The 20,434-nt window shown below is 47.7% G+C and carries 18 protein-coding genes; 17 read left to right on the top strand and 1 reads right to left on the bottom strand.

Features of this window, described 5'->3' with window-relative positions:
- The first annotated feature begins 1 nt into the window (after position 1).
- From ICC18_RS14495 to ICC18_RS14430, 14 genes are all read left to right on the top strand, one after another.
- Positions 2-376 carry a sensory rhodopsin transducer gene (locus ICC18_RS14495; RefSeq protein WP_188175133.1) on the top strand — a complete coding sequence of 125 codons (375 nt, stop codon included), beginning with the start codon at positions 2-4 and terminating at the stop codon, positions 374-376.
- Positions 377-419: 43 nt separating this feature from the next.
- Positions 420-1,640, top strand: a complete 1,221-nt coding sequence (gene rhaI, locus ICC18_RS14490; RefSeq protein WP_188175132.1) for an L-rhamnose isomerase — start codon at positions 420-422, stop codon at positions 1,638-1,640.
- The gene (gene rhaB / locus ICC18_RS14485; RefSeq protein WP_188175330.1) at positions 1,634-3,139 is read left to right on the top strand and encodes a rhamnulokinase; all 1,506 of its coding nucleotides are present in this window, start codon (positions 1,634-1,636) and stop codon (positions 3,137-3,139) included. The genes rhaI and rhaB overlap by 7 nt, the downstream gene beginning before the upstream one ends.
- 9 nt (positions 3,140-3,148) lie before the next feature.
- On the top strand, positions 3,149-3,916 hold the full coding sequence (locus ICC18_RS14480; protein ID WP_188175131.1) for a DeoR/GlpR family DNA-binding transcription regulator: 768 nt from the start codon (positions 3,149-3,151) through the stop codon (positions 3,914-3,916).
- A gap of 108 nt (positions 3,917-4,024) precedes the next feature.
- Entirely contained in the window at positions 4,025-4,768 is a 744-nt protein-coding gene (locus ICC18_RS14475) for a (Fe-S)-binding protein (protein ID WP_188175130.1), read from the top strand.
- Positions 4,755-6,266 carry a LutB/LldF family L-lactate oxidation iron-sulfur protein gene (locus ICC18_RS14470; protein WP_188175129.1) on the top strand — a complete coding sequence of 504 codons (1,512 nt, stop codon included), beginning with the start codon at positions 4,755-4,757 and terminating at the stop codon, positions 6,264-6,266. Before ICC18_RS14475 ends, ICC18_RS14470 begins: the two co-directional genes overlap by 14 nt.
- A complete protein-coding gene (locus ICC18_RS14465) occupies positions 6,259-7,002 on the top strand; it encodes a LutC/YkgG family protein (RefSeq protein ID WP_188175128.1) in 744 nt (247 codons plus the stop codon). Before ICC18_RS14470 ends, ICC18_RS14465 begins: the two co-directional genes overlap by 8 nt.
- 242 nt (positions 7,003-7,244) lie before the next feature.
- On the top strand, positions 7,245-8,660 hold the full coding sequence (locus tag ICC18_RS14460; protein WP_223192563.1) for an ABC transporter substrate-binding protein: 1,416 nt from the start codon (positions 7,245-7,247) through the stop codon (positions 8,658-8,660).
- Between the two features lie 60 nt (positions 8,661-8,720).
- On the top strand, positions 8,721-9,647 hold the full coding sequence (locus tag ICC18_RS14455; protein WP_188175127.1) for a carbohydrate ABC transporter permease: 927 nt from the start codon (positions 8,721-8,723) through the stop codon (positions 9,645-9,647).
- The gene (locus ICC18_RS14450; RefSeq protein WP_188175126.1) at positions 9,644-10,459 is read left to right on the top strand and encodes a carbohydrate ABC transporter permease; all 816 of its coding nucleotides are present in this window, start codon (positions 9,644-9,646) and stop codon (positions 10,457-10,459) included. Before ICC18_RS14455 ends, ICC18_RS14450 begins: the two co-directional genes overlap by 4 nt.
- A 41-nt stretch (positions 10,460-10,500) precedes the next feature.
- The gene (locus ICC18_RS14445) at positions 10,501-11,565 is read left to right on the top strand and encodes an NAD(P)-dependent alcohol dehydrogenase (protein ID WP_188175125.1); all 1,065 of its coding nucleotides are present in this window, start codon (positions 10,501-10,503) and stop codon (positions 11,563-11,565) included.
- Entirely contained in the window at positions 11,562-12,569 is a 1,008-nt protein-coding gene (locus tag ICC18_RS14440; RefSeq protein ID WP_188175124.1) for a zinc-dependent alcohol dehydrogenase family protein, read from the top strand. Before ICC18_RS14445 ends, ICC18_RS14440 begins: the two co-directional genes overlap by 4 nt.
- A 14-nt stretch (positions 12,570-12,583) precedes the next feature.
- Complete coding sequence (locus ICC18_RS14435) at positions 12,584-14,713, top strand: BglG family transcription antiterminator (protein ID WP_188175123.1); 2,130 nt, start codon at positions 12,584-12,586, stop codon at positions 14,711-14,713.
- Complete coding sequence (locus tag ICC18_RS14430; protein ID WP_188175122.1) at positions 14,710-16,566, top strand: PTS sugar transporter subunit IIA; 1,857 nt, start codon at positions 14,710-14,712, stop codon at positions 16,564-16,566. The genes ICC18_RS14435 and ICC18_RS14430 overlap by 4 nt, the downstream gene beginning before the upstream one ends.
- Before the next feature lie 96 nt (positions 16,567-16,662).
- On the opposite strand, the gene ICC18_RS14425 is transcribed toward ICC18_RS14430, so the two are convergent.
- Positions 16,663-17,520, bottom strand: a complete 858-nt coding sequence (locus ICC18_RS14425; RefSeq protein WP_188175121.1) for an aldo/keto reductase — start codon at positions 17,518-17,520, stop codon at positions 16,663-16,665.
- Positions 17,521-17,790: 270 nt separating this feature from the next.
- On the opposite strand from ICC18_RS14425, the gene motA reads away from it, so the two are divergent.
- From motA to ICC18_RS14410, 3 genes are all read left to right on the top strand, one after another.
- Entirely contained in the window at positions 17,791-18,585 is a 795-nt protein-coding gene (gene motA, locus ICC18_RS14420; RefSeq protein WP_188175120.1) for a flagellar motor stator protein MotA, read from the top strand.
- Positions 18,582-19,385, top strand: coding sequence for a flagellar motor protein MotB (gene motB / locus ICC18_RS14415; RefSeq protein WP_188175119.1), 804 nt, complete (start codon positions 18,582-18,584; stop codon positions 19,383-19,385). The genes motA and motB overlap by 4 nt, the downstream gene beginning before the upstream one ends.
- A 185-nt stretch (positions 19,386-19,570) precedes the next feature.
- Positions 19,571-20,416 (top strand): MBL fold metallo-hydrolase, encoded by an 846-nt coding sequence (locus ICC18_RS14410; RefSeq protein ID WP_188175118.1) that lies wholly within the window; start codon positions 19,571-19,573, stop codon positions 20,414-20,416.
- Positions 20,417-20,434 lie beyond the last annotated feature (18 nt).

Genomic DNA, 20,434 nt, shown 5'->3' with positions numbered 1-20,434 from the left:
TATGACGTTGCAAAAAGGGCACAAGCTTTGGTATATTCCAGACGGCTATATTCCGACAGTCAGCTCCGGTGAGCTGGAAAGTCACGAATCCATTTGTATCTTAAATTGCACTTATGAAGATGCTCATATTGAAGTGACCGTTTACTTTGAGGACCGCGACCCGATCGAGAAGATCGGGGTCGTGATTCCCGCAAGACGAACCAAGCACGTCAGAACGGGCTCGCTCGTTAAAAACGGTGAGTCTATCCCCAAAGGCGTACCTTACGCGATGGAAGTGGAAAGCGATATTCCTGTTATCGTGCAGTACAGCCGTCTCGATGCCACACAAGCGGAAAACAGCCTCATGACGACGATGGCGTTTCCCTTAAATCAATAACCCGCCAAAGTGAACCAAATATCTATTAGGAGGCAGCAATCCGATGAGCGACCGTGCATATACACTGTTCGAAGAGCAGCAGAAACATAGAGGTATTGATCTGGATGCCGTCAAAAGCAAGTTGAAAGCGCTCAAAGTCGAAACCCCGTCCTGGGGCTACGGAGATTCCGGAACGCGTTTCAAAGTTTTCAAGCAAACCGGCGTACCTCGCAATCCGTTCGAAAAATTCGAGGATGCTGCGCAAGTGCACAAGCTGACAGGCGTCTGCCCGTCGGTTGCCATTCACATCCCATGGGATAAGGTTGACGATTACGCAAAACTGAAACAGCATGCGGCTGAACTTGGCGTCTCCATCGGTGCCGTTAACCCGAATTTATTTCAAGAGGACGATTATATTTTCGGCAGTGTGACTAATTCTAACGCAGCGATTCGCCGCAAAGCGACGGATCATTTGTTAGAGTGTGTGGATATCGCCAAAACCGTAGGCTCCGATGTGCTTAGTCTATGGTTCGCAGACGGGTCCAACTATCCGGGGCAAGTTGATATCCGCAAACGCAAAACGTGGATGTATGAATCCCTCAAAGAAATGTATCAAGCCATGACGCCAAGTATGCGGATGCTGATTGAATATAAGTTCTATGAGCCTGCTTTCTATCACACCGATTTGGCCGATTGGGGAATGGCATTCAATATGGCGAACAAGCTCGGCCCTCAAGCTGAAGTGCTTGTGGATACCGGACACCACCCGCAGGGGACGAACATCGAACATATCGTAACTTATTTGTTGGATGAAAATAAGCTCGGCGGCTTCCACTTCAATTCCCGCAAATACGGCGACGACGATTTGATCGTGGGCTCCGTGAATCCGTATGAGCTGTTCTTAATTTTTTATCAAATTATTGATGCAGCTAACGATGCAAACCCGCAAGTCCGCCAAGCTGCTGACAATATCGCGTATATGATCGATCAAAGCCATAATATTGAGAGAAAAATTCCAGCGATGCTGCGTTCTGTTCTGAATGTTCAGACGCAATATGCCAAAGCGCTGCTGATCAACCTGGAAGAAGTGAAAGACGCGCAAGAGCGCCAGGATGTACTCGGTGCGGAGGACGCTGTCCGAGGGGCGTTCGAGTTCGATGTCACGCCGCTTCTCCATGCGGTTCGCGAAGAAATGGGCGTGCCTGTCGATCCGATGAAGGCGTATCTGGCGAGCGGCTATGACGAGAGCATTAATGTTCGAGGCAAGGGCGGTGCGAGCTGGTGAGTAAGCCATCGACCGTTCTGGCTTTTGATTTAGGAGCAAGCAGCGGCAGAGCGATCGTCGGACGGCTTGATTCCGAAGCGGGCCAATTGACGATCGAGGAAATTCACCGCTTCCCGAATGATCCCGTGAAGGTGGGCAGCCGCCTTCATTGGGACATTCTGCGATTATTTCACGAGATTAAACAAGGGATTCTTAAGTCAAAGCATCTGGGCTACGCACAGGATGTGGAGAGTCTTGCTATTGACTCCTGGGCAGTGGATTTTGGTCTGATCGCGCCGAATGGCGAACTGCTCGGCAATCCGTACCATTATCGCGACCATCAAACGGATGGGGTTATGGACCAACTGGTTGCACAGATCGGCAGAGAGAAACTTTTTGCCAAGACAGGGCTTCAGTTCCTGCAATTCAATTCGATTTACCAGCTGTATGCGTTAAAAGAGAGAAACCCGTCGCTGCTGGATCAAGCCGATACGCTTCTTATGATTCCAGACCTGCTCCGCTATTTCCTGACAGGTGAGAAGCACAGCGAATATACGAATGCTACGACGACTCAGCTACTGAATGCATCCACCCGGAATTGGGACCAGGAACTGCTCGATCAGCTTGAGCTTCCGTCCAAGCTGCTTTTGCCGCCCGTTCCGTCCGGTACCAAGGTAGGCTCGCTGACCACAGCGATTTGTGAAGAACTGGATGTTGCTTCCATTCCTGTCATTGCCGTAGGGGAGCACGACACAGCATCCGCAGTTGTTGCTGTTCCGGCGCTCGATCAAGATTTTGCTTATTTAAGCTGCGGTACATGGTCGCTCCTCGGTACGGAAACCTTGTCTCCGGTTCTCAGCGAGCAGGCGCTCGAATGGAATTTCACGAACGAAGGCGGTGTTTACGGCACCAATCGATTGCTTAAGAACATCATGGGGCTGTGGCTCATTCAGGAATGTAAGCGAGCATGGGATAAGGAAGGCCGAAGCCTGGGCTTTGCCGACCTCGTTAAGCTGGCTGAGCAAGCAGCACCGTTTCAATGCTTTATCGATCCGGACGACGACGCATTTTTGAATCCTGAGCATATGCCGAAGCAAATTCAGCAGTACTGCCGGGATACGCAGCAAATGGTTCCGCAATCGGAAGGCGAAATCATCCGGTGCGTCATGGAGAGCCTGGCGTTGAAGTATCGTCTTATTCTGGAGCGAACCGAGCAGCTTTCAGGCAAAAGGTACTCGGGCCTTCATATCGTAGGCGGCGGCATTCAGAACGAGCTGCTCTGCCAATTCACGGCGAACGCCATTCTGCGTGAGGTTTGGGCGGGTCCTGTTGAGGGTAGTGCCCTCGGCAACCTTGTAGTACAATGGATTACACTTGGGTATATCGCAAACTTAAGCGAAGCCAGAAAGCTGATTCGGAATTCGTTCCCTGTAAAAACTTACACGCCTGATGACGGTGAAGCTTGGCAGGAAGCGTATGAAACATTTTATCAGATGGCATCCCGATCGACTGTGAAATGAGGGAAGACGATGCTGGTAGCGGAAAGATGGCAAAAAATTGTTCAATTGGTGAATGAGCGCGGAAGCATTCGCGTCACCGAACTGAGCGAGTTATGTCAAGTTACGGAAGAGACGATCCGGCGGGATTTGGATAAATTGGAGAGCGAAGGCAAGCTGATGCGCAGCCATGGCGGCGCAGTGAGCGTGAAGGAAGCGCAATCCGAGGTTCCTTTTATGGAGAGGGAGACAGCGCATGCTGACTTCAAGAACAGCATCGCCAAGGAAGCTGTCTCACGCATTCAAGAGAATGACCGTATCATTTTGGACGCGAGCACAACGGCTTGGTATATGGCCAAAATCATACCGGATATGCCTCTGACGATCATTACCAATTCAATAAAAGTAGCTTTAGAGGTCAGCACGAAGGAAAAAATTCAGGTGATTTCGACGGGAGGACTTCTATCTCCCAAATCGCTGTCTTATGTGGGACCGCTGGCGGAGAGATCCCTGGATGTGTATCATGCCCACAAGTTGTTCTTGTCCTGCAAGGGGGTTCATATGCAGCGGGGCATTAGCGAGTCGAATGAGCTTCAAGCGCTTATCAAGCATAAAATGATTTCAATCGCTGACGAGACCTACCTCTTGGCTGACCATAGCAAATTCGGCATGCAGTCGTTGACGCAAGTAGCTGGATGGAATGAAATCCATCATCTGATAACCGATCAACAAACCAATAAGGACTTTGTGAACCAGATCCGTGAAAAAGGCGTTCAAGTCCTGCAGTTGGAACCAAATTAATCGCGATCGTCCCTTCCATCACCGGTATTATTTCGATAGTGCTGAGGATGGTTTTTTGTATAGCGAAACGGCTTGCAAGGACGGTCATGGAAGGGAGTAAGCTGCCTCATGAAAGTTTCTTTGTTCATCACCTGCTTAAGCGACCTTGTATACCCCCGCGTAGGTGCTTCAATGGTTCAATTGCTGGCACGCTACGGAGTTAAGCTTGATTTTCCTGAAGTTCAGACGTGCTGCGGTCAGCCGGCATTTAACAGCGGGTACTGGGAAGAAGCCCGGAGTTCGGCGATGACTCTGCTTCAAGCGTTTGAAGACAGTGACTTTGTTATCTCGCCATCGGGTTCGTGTACGAGTATGATTCATCATTATTATCCGAAGCTTTTTGAAAATGACCCTGTCAATCTGGCTAAGGCAAACCGCCTTGTAGAGAAAACGTACGAATTCACGCAGTTTATCGTTCAGGTTTTGGGGGTAACGGATCTTGGAGCGGAGTTCCCTCATAAGGTGACCTACCATCCGTCTTGTCACGGAAGCCGATTACTGGGTGTCAAATCCGAGCCGATGGAGCTCATGCAACACATACGCGGCATGGAGCTTGTTCCGCTCCCGCACGCAGAGGATTGCTGCGGATTTGGAGGGACTTTTGCGGTGAAAATGTGCGACATTTCCGGCGCGATGGTGTCGGAGAAGTCTGACCATGTTCTGGAAACCGAAGCGGAAGTACTCGTTGGACTCGATATGGGCTGTCTCATGAATATTTCGGGGAATCTGCTTTATCGCGGCAAGCCCGTAAAAGTCATGCATCTAGCGGAATTACTGGCAGAGGGAGTGAAGCTGGCGCATGAGCGAGCATAAGGCAGGCGGTACGGTTAAGGAAAGATCCAAGGTCGCGCTGAATAATGAATTTTTGCGAAATGCCGTTAAGTTCACGACGGAGCGATTGAAAAACGGCAAGCTCGCAGCTGCGGAAGAGCACGGCAACTGGGAGGAATGGCGGGAGCGCGGCCGTCAAATTCGGCTTCATACGATCGCGCATCTGGATTATTACTTAGCAAGATTTGTGGAAAATGCGCGGGCGCAGGGCGTTCATGTCCATTTCGCTGCTGACGCTGCTGATGCGGTTGAGTTAACGATGCAGATCGCCGAGCATAAAAAGGCGAAAAGCGTCGTGAAATCCAAATCGATGGTATCCGAGGAGCTCCATATTAACCATGCGCTAGAGCAGCTGGGCGTCGAGGCTGTCGAGACGGACCTCGGCGAATATATAATCCAGCTCGCGGGCGAGACGCCTTCGCATATTATTATTCCCGCGATTCATAAGAATCGCTACCAAATCGCCGAGCTGTTATCGAAGGAAGCGGGCGAGGAGCTGCCTCCGGATACAGGCATTCTGGCAGGCTTCGTACGCAGAAAATTACGAGAGAAGTTCCTGGAAGCCGATATTGGCATGACAGGCTGCAATTTTGCCATTGCGGAGACGGGCTCGATCGTTCTCTTTGAAAATGAAGGGAACGCCCGCATGGTTAGTACCGTGCCGAAGACGCAAATCACGTTCATGGGCATGGAGCGAATCATTCCGACCTTGGACGATCTAGAAGTCATGGCGACCTTGCTGCCGCGATCGGCCACAGGCCAGAAGCTGACCGTCTATATGTCGGTCATCTCAGGACCGCAGCGCCAGCAGGACGGCGATGGGCCCGAGGAAATGCACGTCATCATCCTGGATAACGGACGTTCCTTGCAGCTCGGCGACCCGCAGTTCCAGGAGCTGCTGAACTGCATCCGCTGCGGCGCGTGCCTCAACGCCTGCCCGGTCTACCGCCACATTGGCGGTCACGCGTATGGCGGCGTTTATAGCGGACCTATCGGCGCCGTACTGACACCGGCGTTGAACAAAAATGTCGCCGAATGGGACGACATTGCGAATGCGTCAAGCCTCTGCGGCGCTTGCTACGAGGCTTGCCCCGTAAAGATTCCGCTGCATGATATGCTGGTCTATTTGCGTCAGCGCAAAGTTGAGCGCGGAGGGACGGATTTGGCCGAGAAGGCCGGTATGTCCGGCTTTAAGTTCCTCATGTCGGACTCAAGGCGCGTGAAGGCGCTAATTAAATTAGGCCGCATCGGGCAAAAAGTACTGGTCCGCGATGGACACATTAGAGCGAAGATCGGTCCGCTAAAAGGCTGGAACTCCTACCGCTATGCGCCAAGTTTAGCGAAGCAGACTTTCCGCGAATCATGGAAGGATATCGAGAAGGAGCTGGACGGTACGCTTCCGGAATTGAATCCGGACATGAAAGCTCGCATGGAGCGGCTGATCGCGAACCGAACAGGAGGAGGCAAACACCATGGCTAAATCAGACGCGGAATTCCTTCGGAAGCTGCATGATGAATCCCGCCGGAAGCAGGAGGCTTTCTTCGCCAACATCGCCACCCGGTTAGGCCGAGAGCGACCGCTGCAAAGCCTGCCGCCGCGCTCGATCAAAGGCGCTCCCGAATTCTGGGAGGAAGTTGATCTTCCGCTAGAACAGCGGATCCAATTATTTATGACGAATTGGCAAAAGGCCGGCGGCCATACGAGAAGATTGGTTGGCATGGCGGAAGCTCTGGCCTTTATCGCGAGCTTCATCGCCGATACGCAAGCGAAGAACCTGATCATTCAAGACCAAGAGGAGCTTGCGGAGCTGCGAACGGCGCTGGCCGCTATGGACACGGACGTTACCGTATGGAATTCCGGCGGCGCCGACGAGCAGGGTAAAGATAAGCTCGTGGCCAAGGCCGCCGGCGCCGATATCGGCATCGTAGCCGTCGAGCACGCCGTAGCAAACACCGGCTCACTCGTGGTCACTTCCGACGCGACGCGGGGCCGCAGCGTCAGCTTGCTGCCGACGACCCTCATCGCGATCATTCCAGCGGAACGCCTAGTAACGAAGCTGGGTGAAGTGCTTCGGCCGTTCGACGAGCTGGCGATGAAAAACCGGCCGGCGGGTATTCACTTCATTTCTGGGCCGAGCCGCTCCGCGGATATTGAGAATGATTTGACGATCGGCGTGCATGGGCCGGGCATTGTTTATGCTTTGATCATAGAGTAGCAGGATAACATCCATTTAACGATATAAGCCGTGAGAGAATAACTCTTCTCACGGCTTTTTACTATCCTCATTATTTAATCATGGCGTCATCTTCTTCATGTCAAACTTGCGTATGTGTTTGTATACTTCTGTGAAGTGCGGGTCTTATAATTGAGTCAGGAACAGCAGCAATTAAATTTTGACATGAAGTTGCTCGTATCCTAATCAAATTGGGGGGTCCCCGATAATAGGAGGGTTTTCAATTGAACAGAGGCTTGAAGGTTATATCCATTTTTTCTTTCACAACAATGTTAGCGCTTTCCGGATGCAGCACGTCAAGTACGACAAGCAGTCCAACGGATGCAGCGAAACAACCGGAAGCAAGCACCGCATCAACACCAAGCGGCAGTAAAAAAACAGCTGAACTTACCGTAGCTACTGTAAACAACCCCGACATGGTCATCATGCAAAAAATGGCTAAAGATTATGAGAAAGACAATGGTGTGAAGATCAACTTCATTACACTTCCTGAAAATGATTTGCGTAAACAAGTGACACTGGATGCGGCATCGGGAGCCGGCAAATTCGATATCGTAACGATTGGAACTTACGATGCGCCGATCTGGGCGAAAAATAAATGGATTTCCCCGCTAACCCCTCAGCTGGACAGCATGCCGGGAGATGCGAAATCCAAATATGATTTGGAAGATATTTTTCCATCAGTAAGGGATGCGCTCTCTTATGAGAAACAGTTATACGCTCTTCCTTTTTATGGAGAAAGCAGCATGCTTTACTATAACATAGATATGCTGGCTAAAGCAGGAGTAACGATGCCGGAGAGTCCAACTTGGGATCAAGTTGCGGATATAGCGAAAAAGGTGAAAGCCGCGAACAATGTTCCAGGGATTGTGCTTCGAGGCTTGCCTGGTTGGGGAGAAGTACTAGCACCGCTAAACACAGTAATCAACGCATTTGGCGGGTCCTGGTATGACACTCAGTGGAATGCAAAACTTAACAGCCCGGAAACAACGAAAGCGGTTAAATTCTACGTTGATTTGCTGAAGGAAGCGGGTCAACCAGGCGCTACTTCGACTGGTTTTACAGAATCGCTGACCTTGATGTCGACGGGAAAAGCGGCCATGTGGTACGACGCGACGGTTGCGGCAGGCTTCTTGAATAATCCAAAGGATTCCCAAGTCGTAGGTAAAATCGGATACGCTCTGGCGCCAAGTCAAGCCAAAAGCAACAATGGATGGTTATGGGCATGGTCCTTGGCCATTGAGTCGGGAAGCAAAAATAAAGAAGAAGCATTTAAATTTATTACTTGGGCAACGAGCAAGGAATACATCAATAAAGTCGGTGAAAAGGAAGGCTGGGTTGTAGCGCCTCCAGGTACCAGAAAATCAACTTACGACAATCCGAAGTATAAAGAAGCTGCGCCATTCGCCGATCTCGTCCTTAAATCGATGATGAACGCCGACTACAAGAAACCGACGAAAGATCCGGTTCCTTATCAAGGTATTCAGTATGTGGCCATTCCAGAGTTCCAAGAGCTGGGAACAGAAGTGAGTCAAGCTGTCGCTTCGGCCATCAGCGGGAAAATGTCTGTCGATGACGCCATGAAGCTTTCTCAGGAAAAAGCCGAGAAAATAGCGAAAGACGGAGGCTATAAGAACTAATGAACAACGGTGCACAGGAAGGGGCCCCCCCTTCCTTCGCCTTAAAGAGAAGGAGATTATATGGAAACGAAAGTGTGGGAGAAGTCTATTGTACGAAAAACATCAAAAAAACATTTCTCTGCCCCGCCAGTTAAGCTTTTATTATGGCCTAGCATCATATTTGTTGCTCTGATTACACAAATTCCATTTATTGTAACGGTTTATTACAGTCTGCATGACTGGAATTTAATGAGGCCGGATAAAGGAGTAACGTTTGCCGGTATTTCCAATTTTTTGGATATTATTATTGAGCCTTCCTTCTGGGAAGTGCTAAAAAACACAGCCATTTTAACAGTAGCTTCGCTTAGCTTATGTTTATTTTTTGGCATGGGGCTAGCTTTACTCATGAATCGGAATTTTTTTGCTAAGGGTATCATTCGCACGATGTTCATTTCTCCATTTTTTGTAATGCCAGCGGTATCGGGAATTATATGGAAAACAATGCTGTTGAATCCAAGTTTCGGCCTCAGCTCTTATATGGTCCAATTGTTCGGTGGAAATCCAATTGATTGGTTAGGCCAATACCCGCTTGAAACAATAATAGGTATCGTAACATGGCAGTGGATGCCATTTTTCATGCTAGTTCTCCTTGCCGGATTGCAATCCGTTTCACCTGATTTAATGGAGGCCTCTATGCTAGACGGAGCGACCAAACCACAGCAGTTATTCTATGTGATCATTCCGCATTTGTTGAGATATATCGAAGTGGCAGCATTATTAGGACTTATTTTTATTATGCAAACATTCGGCGAGATTTACGTTAGCACGTCCGGTGGGCCAGGCTATGCTTCAACGAATTTGCCGTTCTATGTTTATCGTATCGGATTCCAGGCATGGGATCTTGGCCGAGCTTCAGCATTGGGAGTCATTATTGTTATTCTAACAACGATAGTAATGACAGTTTTATTCAGATTTCTGCGCAGAACATTTGGAGGGGAATTGTCATGAAAAGATTGTTGCAAGCATTACTTACGCTGTTTACCTATCTCCTAGCAATCGTATATTTTTTCCCTGTACTGTGGATGTTTCTAACTGGCTTTAAACAGGAAGGCCAGGCAGCAGCCATGCCTCCGACGTTATTCTTTAAACCGACACTGGACAATTACAGGATCATTTGGGACGCTGGTGCAGGCGAATATTTACAGAACTCGGCGGTTGTTTCCATAAGCTCCACGCTGTTGGCACTGCTGTTAGGCGTTCCGGCTGCTTACGTTCTTGCTATGTATAAATTGAGAAAAGGCGACGACATCTTGTTTTGGTTTATTTCCACCAAAATGCTTCCGGCTGTCGGTGTCATCGTTCCCGTTTATCTTGTTGTGAAAAACCTAAACATGTTGGATTCTTTATACACATTGATTTTATTATATACCGCGATGAATGTGCCCTTGGTTGTTTGGATGATGCGTTCCTTCTTCAAGGATGTTCCTCATGAGACTATTGAAGCTTACCAAATTGACGGCGCATCTGGGCTTCAGGGCTTTTATAAAGTTACGCTGCCGCTTGTTCGACCTGGAATCATATCGACATCATTACTATGCCTTGTATTTGTCTGGAATGAATTTTTCTTTGGTGTCAGTCTGACTTATACGCATGCCGCGACAATTCCAGTCTTCATGTCAACCTTTATGACTCAGGAAGGATTGTTCTGGGCGAAAATGTCATCCGTCGCTACAATGGCTGTTCTGCCGTCATTAATTTTGGGATGGTTTACACAGAAGCAGCTTGTACGCGGACTGACCATGGGGGCAGTAAAAGGATAAAGTATTGGAAAAGAAATGAATTAGATTTGGAGGCCAAATAAATGTTGAATGAAACGATGCGCGCTGCTGTCTTGGACCGACCGTTCTCTATTGAGGTGAAGCAAGTGCCTATCCCTCTGCCTAAGCCTGATGAAGCACTTATTAAAGTATATTGCATTGGAGTCTGCGGTTCCGATGTGCATTATTATGAGCATGGGAAAATCGGAAGATATAAGGTCAAACAACCGATTATTCTCGGTCATGAATTAGCTGGAGAAGTCATAAGCGTCGGGGATGCGGTAACAAATGTAACGGTTGGAGACCGTGTGGCTGTAGAACCTGGAATCACGTGCGGACGGTGCGAGTACTGCAAATCAGGACGTTATAATCTATGCCCTGATGTTGTATTTATGGCGACTCCCCCTGTAGACGGCGCTTGGGCGGAATATGTAGCGGTTAGAAGCGACTTTTTGTATAAGTTGCCCGATGAAATGAGCTATGAAGAGGGAGCTTTACTTGAACCGCTATCGGTAGGTTTCCATGCGATGCGCCGAGCTCGTGTTCATCCGAATGACAGAGTTCTCATCTTAGGGCTTGGTCCTATCGGTCTGCTGGCCTTGGAGGCAGCAAAGCTGTATGGAGTCACTGAAATTTACGGCAGTGATGTAGTCCCATTCCGCAGAAATCTTGCTTTAAAGGCTGGGGCATCGGGAGTATTCAACCCAATGGAAGACGATATTCAAGCGAATCTTGAGCGGTTGACCGACAAGAAAGGCATTGATGTCATCATCGAGACATCAGGGAACGCGAGAGCCATTGCGGATACGGTCCATTTGGCCAAACGCGGCGGTCGGATTGTTTTCGTAGGTTTGCCATCGACGGATGCGATTCCGTTAGACATTCCCACACTAGTAGATTCGGAACTCGATGTGTATGGCATCTTCCGATACGCGAATACGTATCCTGCAGCCATTCAGGCGCTGAACAAAGCGAATCAGGATATTAGGCATGTCATTACCCACAAATATTCGCTGAATGAGATTAAGGAAGCCGTTGAAGTCGCCAGAACGCAAAAGGAAACGAGCATTAAGGTCATGATCTATCCTCAAGGAGCTGATAACTTATGAGAGCATTAGTCATCGAAGGACCACGCAAAGCGAGCATACAAGAAGTTGCCTATCCGGAACCTGCCGCAGGAGAAGTAACGATTAAAGTACAACGAACAGGGATTTGCGGAACCGATTTTCATATTTTTGAAGGGGAATTCATATCCCCTTTTCCCATCATTCCAGGCCACGAATTCTCCGGAACGATCCACAAAATTGGCGAGTATGTGACCGGCTTGCAAGTTGGCGACCGTGTGAGTGCGGACCCGTCATTATTTTGCGGCGCCTGTGATTTTTGCCTGACACACCGAGGGAACCAGTGTGTGAATTGGAATGCTCTGGGAAATACTGTGAACGGTAGTATGGCAGAATATGTGTCCATGCCTGCTAAGAATGTATTTAAAATCCCCGACACTATGTCCTTTGCCGAAGCGGCTTTTATTGAGCCTATTGCCTGCGTTGTACATGCGATGAATCGTTTGCAGCTTCAGGTTGGCAATCGTGTTCTGTTATTTGGGGCTGGAGCCATGGGGCAGCAGCTTGTTCAAGCGATTGAAAAGGTGGGCGCCTCTGAACTTGTCGTCGTGGACAAAGATCAAGATAAACTCAATGCGGCTATTCAATTCGGGGCTACAAAAGGGATTTTAGTTGAGAACGTAGAAAAAGAATTAAGTCAAGCGCATTATCCCTATGGCTTCGACATCGTAGTAGATGCTACAGGTATCCCAGCCGTTATCGAAAAGGCCTTAGATTATATGGGACCATGCGCAAAATATTTACAATTCGGCGTTACACCCGAACATTCTAAAATTTCAATAAATCCGTTTAAACTTTATAATAAAGATTGGACACTCATCGGATCTATGGCGATCAATCATACATTCCTGCCAGCTTTGCATTGGATCAAGGAAGGACGCATTGTTACTGAACCGTTAATTTCCAAAGTGATTTCCTTGGAAGAGACCGTTGAATTCCTGGCACACCCGAAAGATCCGTCCATTCTAAAGGTACAAATTTCATTCTAATCCCGGAGGCTGGCATGAAGCGACAAGGTATGACCTTCAATTCACGACAACATCAAATCCTTTCGCTCTTGTTGCATGCCTCGGCACCGGTAACATTGAAAGAAATTTCGGACAACCTGAAGATTAGCATCCGGACGATTCAACGCGAAATCGACGGACTCGATGTTCGATTGAACCAACAAGGATTAACATTGTCTAAGAAATCGGGCGTCGGATTAAGCATCGAGGGCACGGATATCGCCAGAAGGGATTTTCTCAATCAATTGTCCGTCAATCTAAGCACGAAGATTTTTTCGCCTGAAGAACGCCAATATTTGTTGATGCAGATGATGCTTAGCCTAAAGGAACCAACAAAGTTGTTTTATTTCAGCAGTAAGCTTGAAGTGACCGAAGCGACAATCAGCAATGATCTGGACAAAATCGAACCCTGGTTTGACAAGCATCAAATCAAGCTCGTGCGAAAGCCGGGCTTGGGTGTTTTTATCGAGGGAAATGAGACAAGCATACGCGCCGCTATAGTCGATCTGCTGTATAAGCACTTTTCCCAAGAGCAATTGATGGAAATATTAAATTCGTATACGTTTGCATTCTCCGATAAATTTAAGCTGGAGCTGTCGATACACAATCATTTGCTTCATTTTGTGGAACCGACGACGATCTCTCACATCGAGAATGTGATCAAGCAAACGGAGAAACTTCATGGTTACGAGATGACCGACAGTGCTTATGTCGGTTTTGTTGTCCATATTGCACTGGCCATCCAGCGTTTGAAGAGCGGCGAGAACATCTCCATCAATCCGGACGCGCTGCAAAAGTTAAAAGAAACCGATGAGTTCATCTGGGCGCTTCAAATAGCCGAAGAATTAAGTGCTGCTGTTGAGGTGGGTATCCCCGAAAGCGAAGTCGGTTATATTACGATGCATCTTCTTGGCGCGCAGGGCAAGCGAAATATAACGTTATCCGATAAGAAAGCCTATCCCGATATCGACTACTACGTTTACCCGATGATCCGGATTGTAGAGAAAGAGCTGAAGCTTGAACTTGAGCAAGATCAGTCGCTCATTGAATCGTTGAGTACTCATTTGGAGTCAGCCATCCAACGGCTTTTATTCAATATGGATATTCGGAATCCGCTGCTGAACCGCATTCGTCAAGAATATCCCGACGTATATAACGCTACTGTGAAGGCAGCCCGTTATCTGGAAGATCAGTTAAATTGTAAAGTGCCGGAAGAAGAAATCGGCTACCTGGCTATGCACTTTGGCGCAGCGCTGGTTAGAAAAAGAATCAGGCCTTCCGCTTCTTACCGCGTTTTGCTTGCATGCGCCAGCGGCATGGGAACGTCCAGGCTGCTGGGCGCGCAAATCGAAAAAAACTTCCCGCATATCAAAATTGTCGATACTGTTTCCATCCTGAAATTGGAAGAATGGACGCAAAAAAAACGGCCTATCGACCTCATCATATCTACGGTTCCTTTTCAACATGATGATTATAAGGTTATTGTCGTGAATTCTTTTTTATACGAGGCAGATATAGAGTTGATAGAGGGTTATTTACAAACGATGCCGATGTCATCCGGCGCAGCACCTATTGAGACTGTGGAAATTGAGGAAACGGTAATGGCAGTAAATCGATATGGCGAAGCGATCATGATCATTATGGAGCATATATATCTGGCTGAGCATGTTCAAGTAACGACTAAAGAAGATATGATACGCAAGGCCTCTGTTTTTGTCGGCTCCCATCTATCAAATAGCGATACAATTCGCTTGCAAGAAGAGTTGACGAAGAGAGAGCAACTGGGTGGACTTGTTCTTGAAGAGGATCGGCTTGCCATGCTTCATTGCAGAAGCGAAGCTATTGATTCGCTGTGCGTATGCCTGTTTCTACTCGAACAAGATATAGATTGGTGGGTAACGGATCACGCTGCCCAAGTCAAAGCGGTTCTATTGCTGCTTGCTCCCCGCACCTCGCCTAAGGAGCACATCGAAATGGTGAGTGAAATCAGCGCTGAGCTAATCGAAGATGAGTTTGTGCAAACATTGTTGAGCGGCGAATCGGGAGAAGTTAGAAAACGTATAAAAGCTCTCCTGAGCAGAAGCTATATGCAAAAAGTGAGTGCGGAATTCAGAGGGAGATTATGAAGTTACTCGATCGTATTGGACGATTCTTCAGTACAATGGTTTTTCAGAATGTCGCTTGTCTTGTCGCCCTTGGGATGTTGAGGGTTTTATTCGGTCCTTTAGGTTGGTGGCCTCAGCAGGGGATTCATCAATTAATCGATCCTCTCACTATTTATTTCATTCCTCTTCTATTCGCTTATACAGGGGGGAGAATGATGGGTGGCCATCGGGGCGGAGTCGTCTCCGCCTTTGTTGTGCTTGGCATGATTGCGGGAAATACTTCTTCTTATTCCATGATTTTGCCTGCCATGCTCGTTAGTCCGGTCATGGGGTACATCATCAAAAAAGTGGACAAATGGCTCGAGGCATGGATTCCATTGGGCTTGGAGCTCTTGTGTTATACCGTGGCTGCCGGAGCCATTTCGATTGCATTCGCGCTGGTTGCTTTTTACGAAATTACACCGCTTTTTGTTCATATGATGAGTTTCATTGCTGCGGGTGCGGAACAGTTGGTCGCTTCGGGATATTTGTGGCCGCTCGCGATCATCATCGAGCCTGCCAAAGTGCTTTTTTTTAATAACGTAATCAATCACGGCATTCTGGAGCCTTTAGGAATCAACCAGGCGAGGGAGCTTGGAAAGTCCATCTTCTTCTTGCTTGAAACGAATCCAGGACCGGGCCTAGGATTACTATTAGCTTATTATTTGCATGCAAAAGGTATGGAAAAGGGAAATGTAAGGTCTTCCCTGATCATTCATGTCCTAGGCGGGATTCACGAGGTTTATTTTCCTTATGCCATATTGAAGCCGGTCACAATTATTCCTTTGATTATCGGCGGAGTTGCCGGAGATTTCGTATTTGCTTACCTGAATGCCGGGCTCGTTGCAACACCTTCTCCCGGAAGTATTATGGTTCTGATGTTTATGGCTCCAAAAGGTATGCATATGGCCGTATTAGCAGGTTTTCTCGTATCGGCATTCATTAGTTTTCTTGGTTGTTACTTGGTGATATCCAAAAGTTCTTCAAAAATATCCAACCATACCCAGAGCGTTAGAGAGGTTGTTGAACTACAGATGGCCGCAGATGGCAATACGATGATGAATAAGCGAATCAATAAGATTGTATTTGCCTGCGATGCCGGAATGGGGTCGAGTGCTATGGGGGCGGCCTTATTGCGCAAAAAATTGAAGGAATCAGGCTTATTTATTGAGGTAACAAACTGTTCGGTCGATGAACTTTCATCAGACGCAGACATTGTTATTTCTCACACCCATTTAACTGAACGGGCCAAATTATCAGCGCCGTCTGCGCGGCATTTTTCCATCACCTCATTCCTAGATAAACAATTCTATGAAGACTTCATTTCAAAAATAGGTTCAGGCTTTGAAAGAAATTCAGAGGATACCTCGAGAATAACCGAGTCGACCGTGTTCACTATGGATCATATATTGCTCCAAATGTCAGCCAAGCATAAGGAGGAGGCCATTGAGCAAATCGGAGAGGCATTAATTCGGCTTTCCCATACGGAACCCATGTTCATCCAAGAACTGCATCAAAGAGAGAAGATGCTTTCCACCTATATCGGCAATGGCGTGGCAATCCCGCACGGGGTGAATGTAGACAGCAAGTATATACGCAAGCCAGGAATCGTTATTACCCAATACCCGAACGGTATCGATTACGGGAACGGGAAAACCGCTTATCTGTTAATAGCTGTAGTCGGCCATCATCAGGAAAAACCGGAACTGATCTCGCGAATCGCTTATATGATCGAAAGCAAGCAAACTGTAGATCAGATGATAAAGGCTACGAGCAAGAAAGAAGTGTATGAATTGGTTTGCAAAAGCTTTAAAGCAATGGATGGGAAAAGATAGAGATTTCATCATCCGATCAAAAAAGCCAGCAGGCGCACGCTGCTTCCTCATTGAAAGCATGCGTGACTGCTGGCTTCTTCTTTTGCAGATGAACAGCTAGCGGACGTACCACTCGCCGGACATCCACTCGCTGGCTTTCCAGCGCAGCACATCAGGACTTGCTAGATGGACGATCTCTTTGAAGAACTCAAGCTGCTCCATATCCGTCATAGGCTTGAAGCTTCTCGCGATGTCGAGATTTTGTTCCAGCTGCTGCATGGACTCCATGCCGACAATCGCTGTGGAAATCGGCAGTGAGAACGTATATTGCAGCGCTTTTTCGTACCAAGGGACTAGCTTACCCAGCGCCATGACTTTCATGCCGATAATGGCGACGCCTTTCTCATTCGCTTTTGGCAGAAATTCATGTGCGAAACTGTAGATGAAATGATCCGCTGCGGACAAAGCGACCAGTGCGCTGTCGAACGGGAATCGCTCAATCGCTTCCAGCTGAACGCGCGGATTCGTATGCCCGCTTATACTGATCCGCTTGATCACCCCTTGTTCTTTAGCTTCAAGGAGCGCTTCCAGCGCTCCGCCTTTGGCGAAGCAGCGATCAAGCTCGTCCATCGTCATGATGTTGTGCAGTCGCCATTCCTCTACATGATCCGTCTGCAGCCGTTTTAGGCTGGCTTCCAGCAGCTTCAAGGAGCCGTCTCTGGTCCGGTCATGCGTCTTGGTGGCGATCCATACATCTTTTCTGCGGCCTTGCAGTGCTTTGCCGAGCCTTTCTTCAGATTGGCCATCCGAATAGCTGGGGGCTGTATCAAAATACGTAATGCCTTCGTCTATCGCCCGGTTCACAATCAGAATCGCTTGCTCTTCCGAGCAATGATGCTCGTCGACGATCCGCTGAGCGCCGAAGCTCAAAATCGGGAACTTACGCCCTATCAGGCCGAAGTCTCGTTTTTCCAACTGAATCACTCCTTTAGTTTAGTGTTGCCATTTTTACGATTCATATTGAAGATATCGATTTAAGAAGGGATTCTGATGATTCACGTATAAAAGATATATGACAAGGATTCCATATTCCTGTCTATATAAGTCTATGGAACTATATTATCGACAAAATAGTATTGTCATTTATGGTAAGTAAATTTATTATAGATGTACACATACATTGATTTTGTCGAAAATTCGGGGATTGCGTGAAATCTATTAGATTATTTAGAGGAGAGTAGGAAGATGGAGAAGTCATCACTCATTGGTATCGTCCTAGCGGTTATTTCAATCGGTGTAGGTATGGTTTTGAAAGGAGCAAGCTTAGTTGCACTCCTGAATCCTGCGGCAATGTTAATTATTTTCGGAGGAACGGCAGCGGCCTTATTTATAGCATTTTCACTCGAAGAAATGAAGAAGTTTCCTAAACTTGTTAAAATCATTTTCACCGAACAAAAGCTGATGCCCAAAAAAGAGCTCATCGAAACATTCATCAACTGGGTATCGATTACACGCCGTGAAGGTTTGCTTTCTTTGGAAACCCAAGCGGAAGAACTTTCGGATCCTTTTATGAAGAGCGGTATGAGACTTATTATTGACGGAAACGATCCTGATTTCGTTCGGGACGTCTTGCTTGAAGATATTGCCGAGATGGAAGCCAGACATAAGAAATATGCAAGCATTTTCACCCAAGCAGGTACATATGCTCCGACTCTGGGGGTACTCGGTGCTGTAGTAGGATTGATTGCGGCGCTGGGAAATTTGAGCGAAGTTGAAAAACTGGGACACTTGATTTCGGCGGCTTTCGTTGCTACGTTGTTCGGTATTTTTCTCGGTTATGTCATTTGTCACCCAATGGCCAATAAATTAAAGCAAAAATCAAAGAAAGAAGTAGAAATCAAACTGATGATCGTTGAAGGTTTGCTTTCCATTCAATCCGGTGTCTCGGCTAACTCCGTGAAGCAAAAAATGATGATCTTCGTCGCCAACTCTGATCGTGCAGCCTTTGATGAAGAATCGAAGGAGGCCACTCCACAGTGAGCAAAAAGAAGAAGCATGAGGAACATGAAGAACATATTGATGAAACCTGGCTCATTCCCTATGCCGACTTGCTTACTCTACTTCTAGCGCTTTTTATCATTCTGTTTGCTTCCAGTCAGATGGATTCCAAGAAGTATGACTCGATCATGCGGTCGCTGAACAGTGCTTTTACAGGGGGAGAGGCGCCCTTCGCCATGTCCAATCTGATTCCGATCAATCAAGAGGCGAATGCAACGAAAAGCACGGGTCAAGAGCAAAACTCTCCGAATTCGGAAGCCAAACAAGATAGCCAACTTGCTGCAAAGCTGCAGAAGGAAGAAAAGGATCTCGAGGAATTAAAGAAAAGCATGGACGCTTTCATCAAAGAAAATAATTTGAATGAGCAGCTGACGACGAAGTTGGATAATGAGAAACTAACGATTACGATCAGCGACAGAGCGCTCTTCGATTCGGGATCGGCAACCGTGAAGCAAGATGCCCAGAAGCTGGCCATATCTATGGCTGATCTGCTTAGCCGTTACCCTGGGTATCAGGTCGAGGTTGCGGGACATACCGATAATATACCCATCCACAGGCAGGACTTTGAAACGAACTGGGATTTGAGTGCGAAGCGGGCTGTGAATTATATGAAAATATTGCTGAATAACAGTAAAATTGATCCGGCTTCTTACCATTCGGTCGGCTTTGGCGAATATCGCCCTATCGTGAGCAACGATACGACAGAGGGCAGGGCCAAAAACCGCCGGGTCGAAGTCAGCATTTTACGCAACATTAAAGCTACGGATGAAATTGCAAAATAATGCAATACTACTTTATAAAGGTCAAGAGCCTATGGCTCTTGGCTTTTTTGTACAAGAAACTATGCAAAGCACATTTCTGTGGATAAACGGGGGCTCCCCCAAAAGTAATCGGAATATGCTTCGAAGTTTAAGGGTCACTTTTGGGGGACTTTGTGCGCAAAATCAGGCTTGGAGGGGAACGATAAATGGAATTGGATTCTACTTACAAACATACATTTATCCCGTTGACCACCCTATCGAGTGGGGAGGGGCATGAGGTTACGGTAGACATCTTCTATTATTGCGATCAGATCGTTAATCTTTGTTTCGTTGGCGAAATCCTCAAGGAAGTGAAAGAATGGGTATTAGTTGATACGGGCATGCCCGGCACCGCTGAGCGCATTATACGTGTGGCTGAAGAACGCTTTGGCCCGAATAGTAAACCGCAATCCATCATCTTGACGCATGGTCATTTTGATCATGTTGGGTCTATCGAAGTTTTGCTGGAGCAATGGGACGTTCCCGTGTATGCACATGAGCTCGAAATCCCCTATTTGACAGGGAAAGCGGATTATCCCAAAGGGGACTCTACCGTAAATGGCGGACTCGTGAGCGAGCTTTCTCCGCTGTTTCCCAATCATAGCATCGATCTAGGGGACCAAATTAAACCGCTGCCGGCAGATGGGAAAGTTCCCGGTCTGCCGGAATGGCAATGGCTTCATACGCCAGGGCATACACCGGGACATATTTCTCTGTTTCGAGAAAAGGATCGGGCGCTCCTGGCCGGAGATGCCTTTGTAACCGTGAAACAGGAGTCTCTCTATAAGGTGCTTATTCAAAAACAGGAAATAAGCGGGCCGCCCAAATATTTTACGACGGATTGGCGGGCAGCCAAGGAATCGGTTCGCAAGCTGCAAGCTTTACGCCCTTTAATCGCTGTGACCGGGCATGGAACACCCATGAGCGGAGAAGAATTGTCTCTTAGTTTAAGCGATTTGGCTGAAAATTTTGAGGAGATTGCCGTACCGGAGGAAGGTCGATTCGTGCATTGAGAAACGGAACCGCCCCTC

Source organism: Paenibacillus sedimenti, from assembly GCF_014534655.1.
GTDB lineage: Bacteria > Bacillota > Bacilli > Paenibacillales > NBRC-103111 > Paenibacillus_E > Paenibacillus_E sedimenti.
Note: the sequence above shows the minus strand (reverse complement) of the source record. Positions and strands in the feature narration are given on the sequence as shown.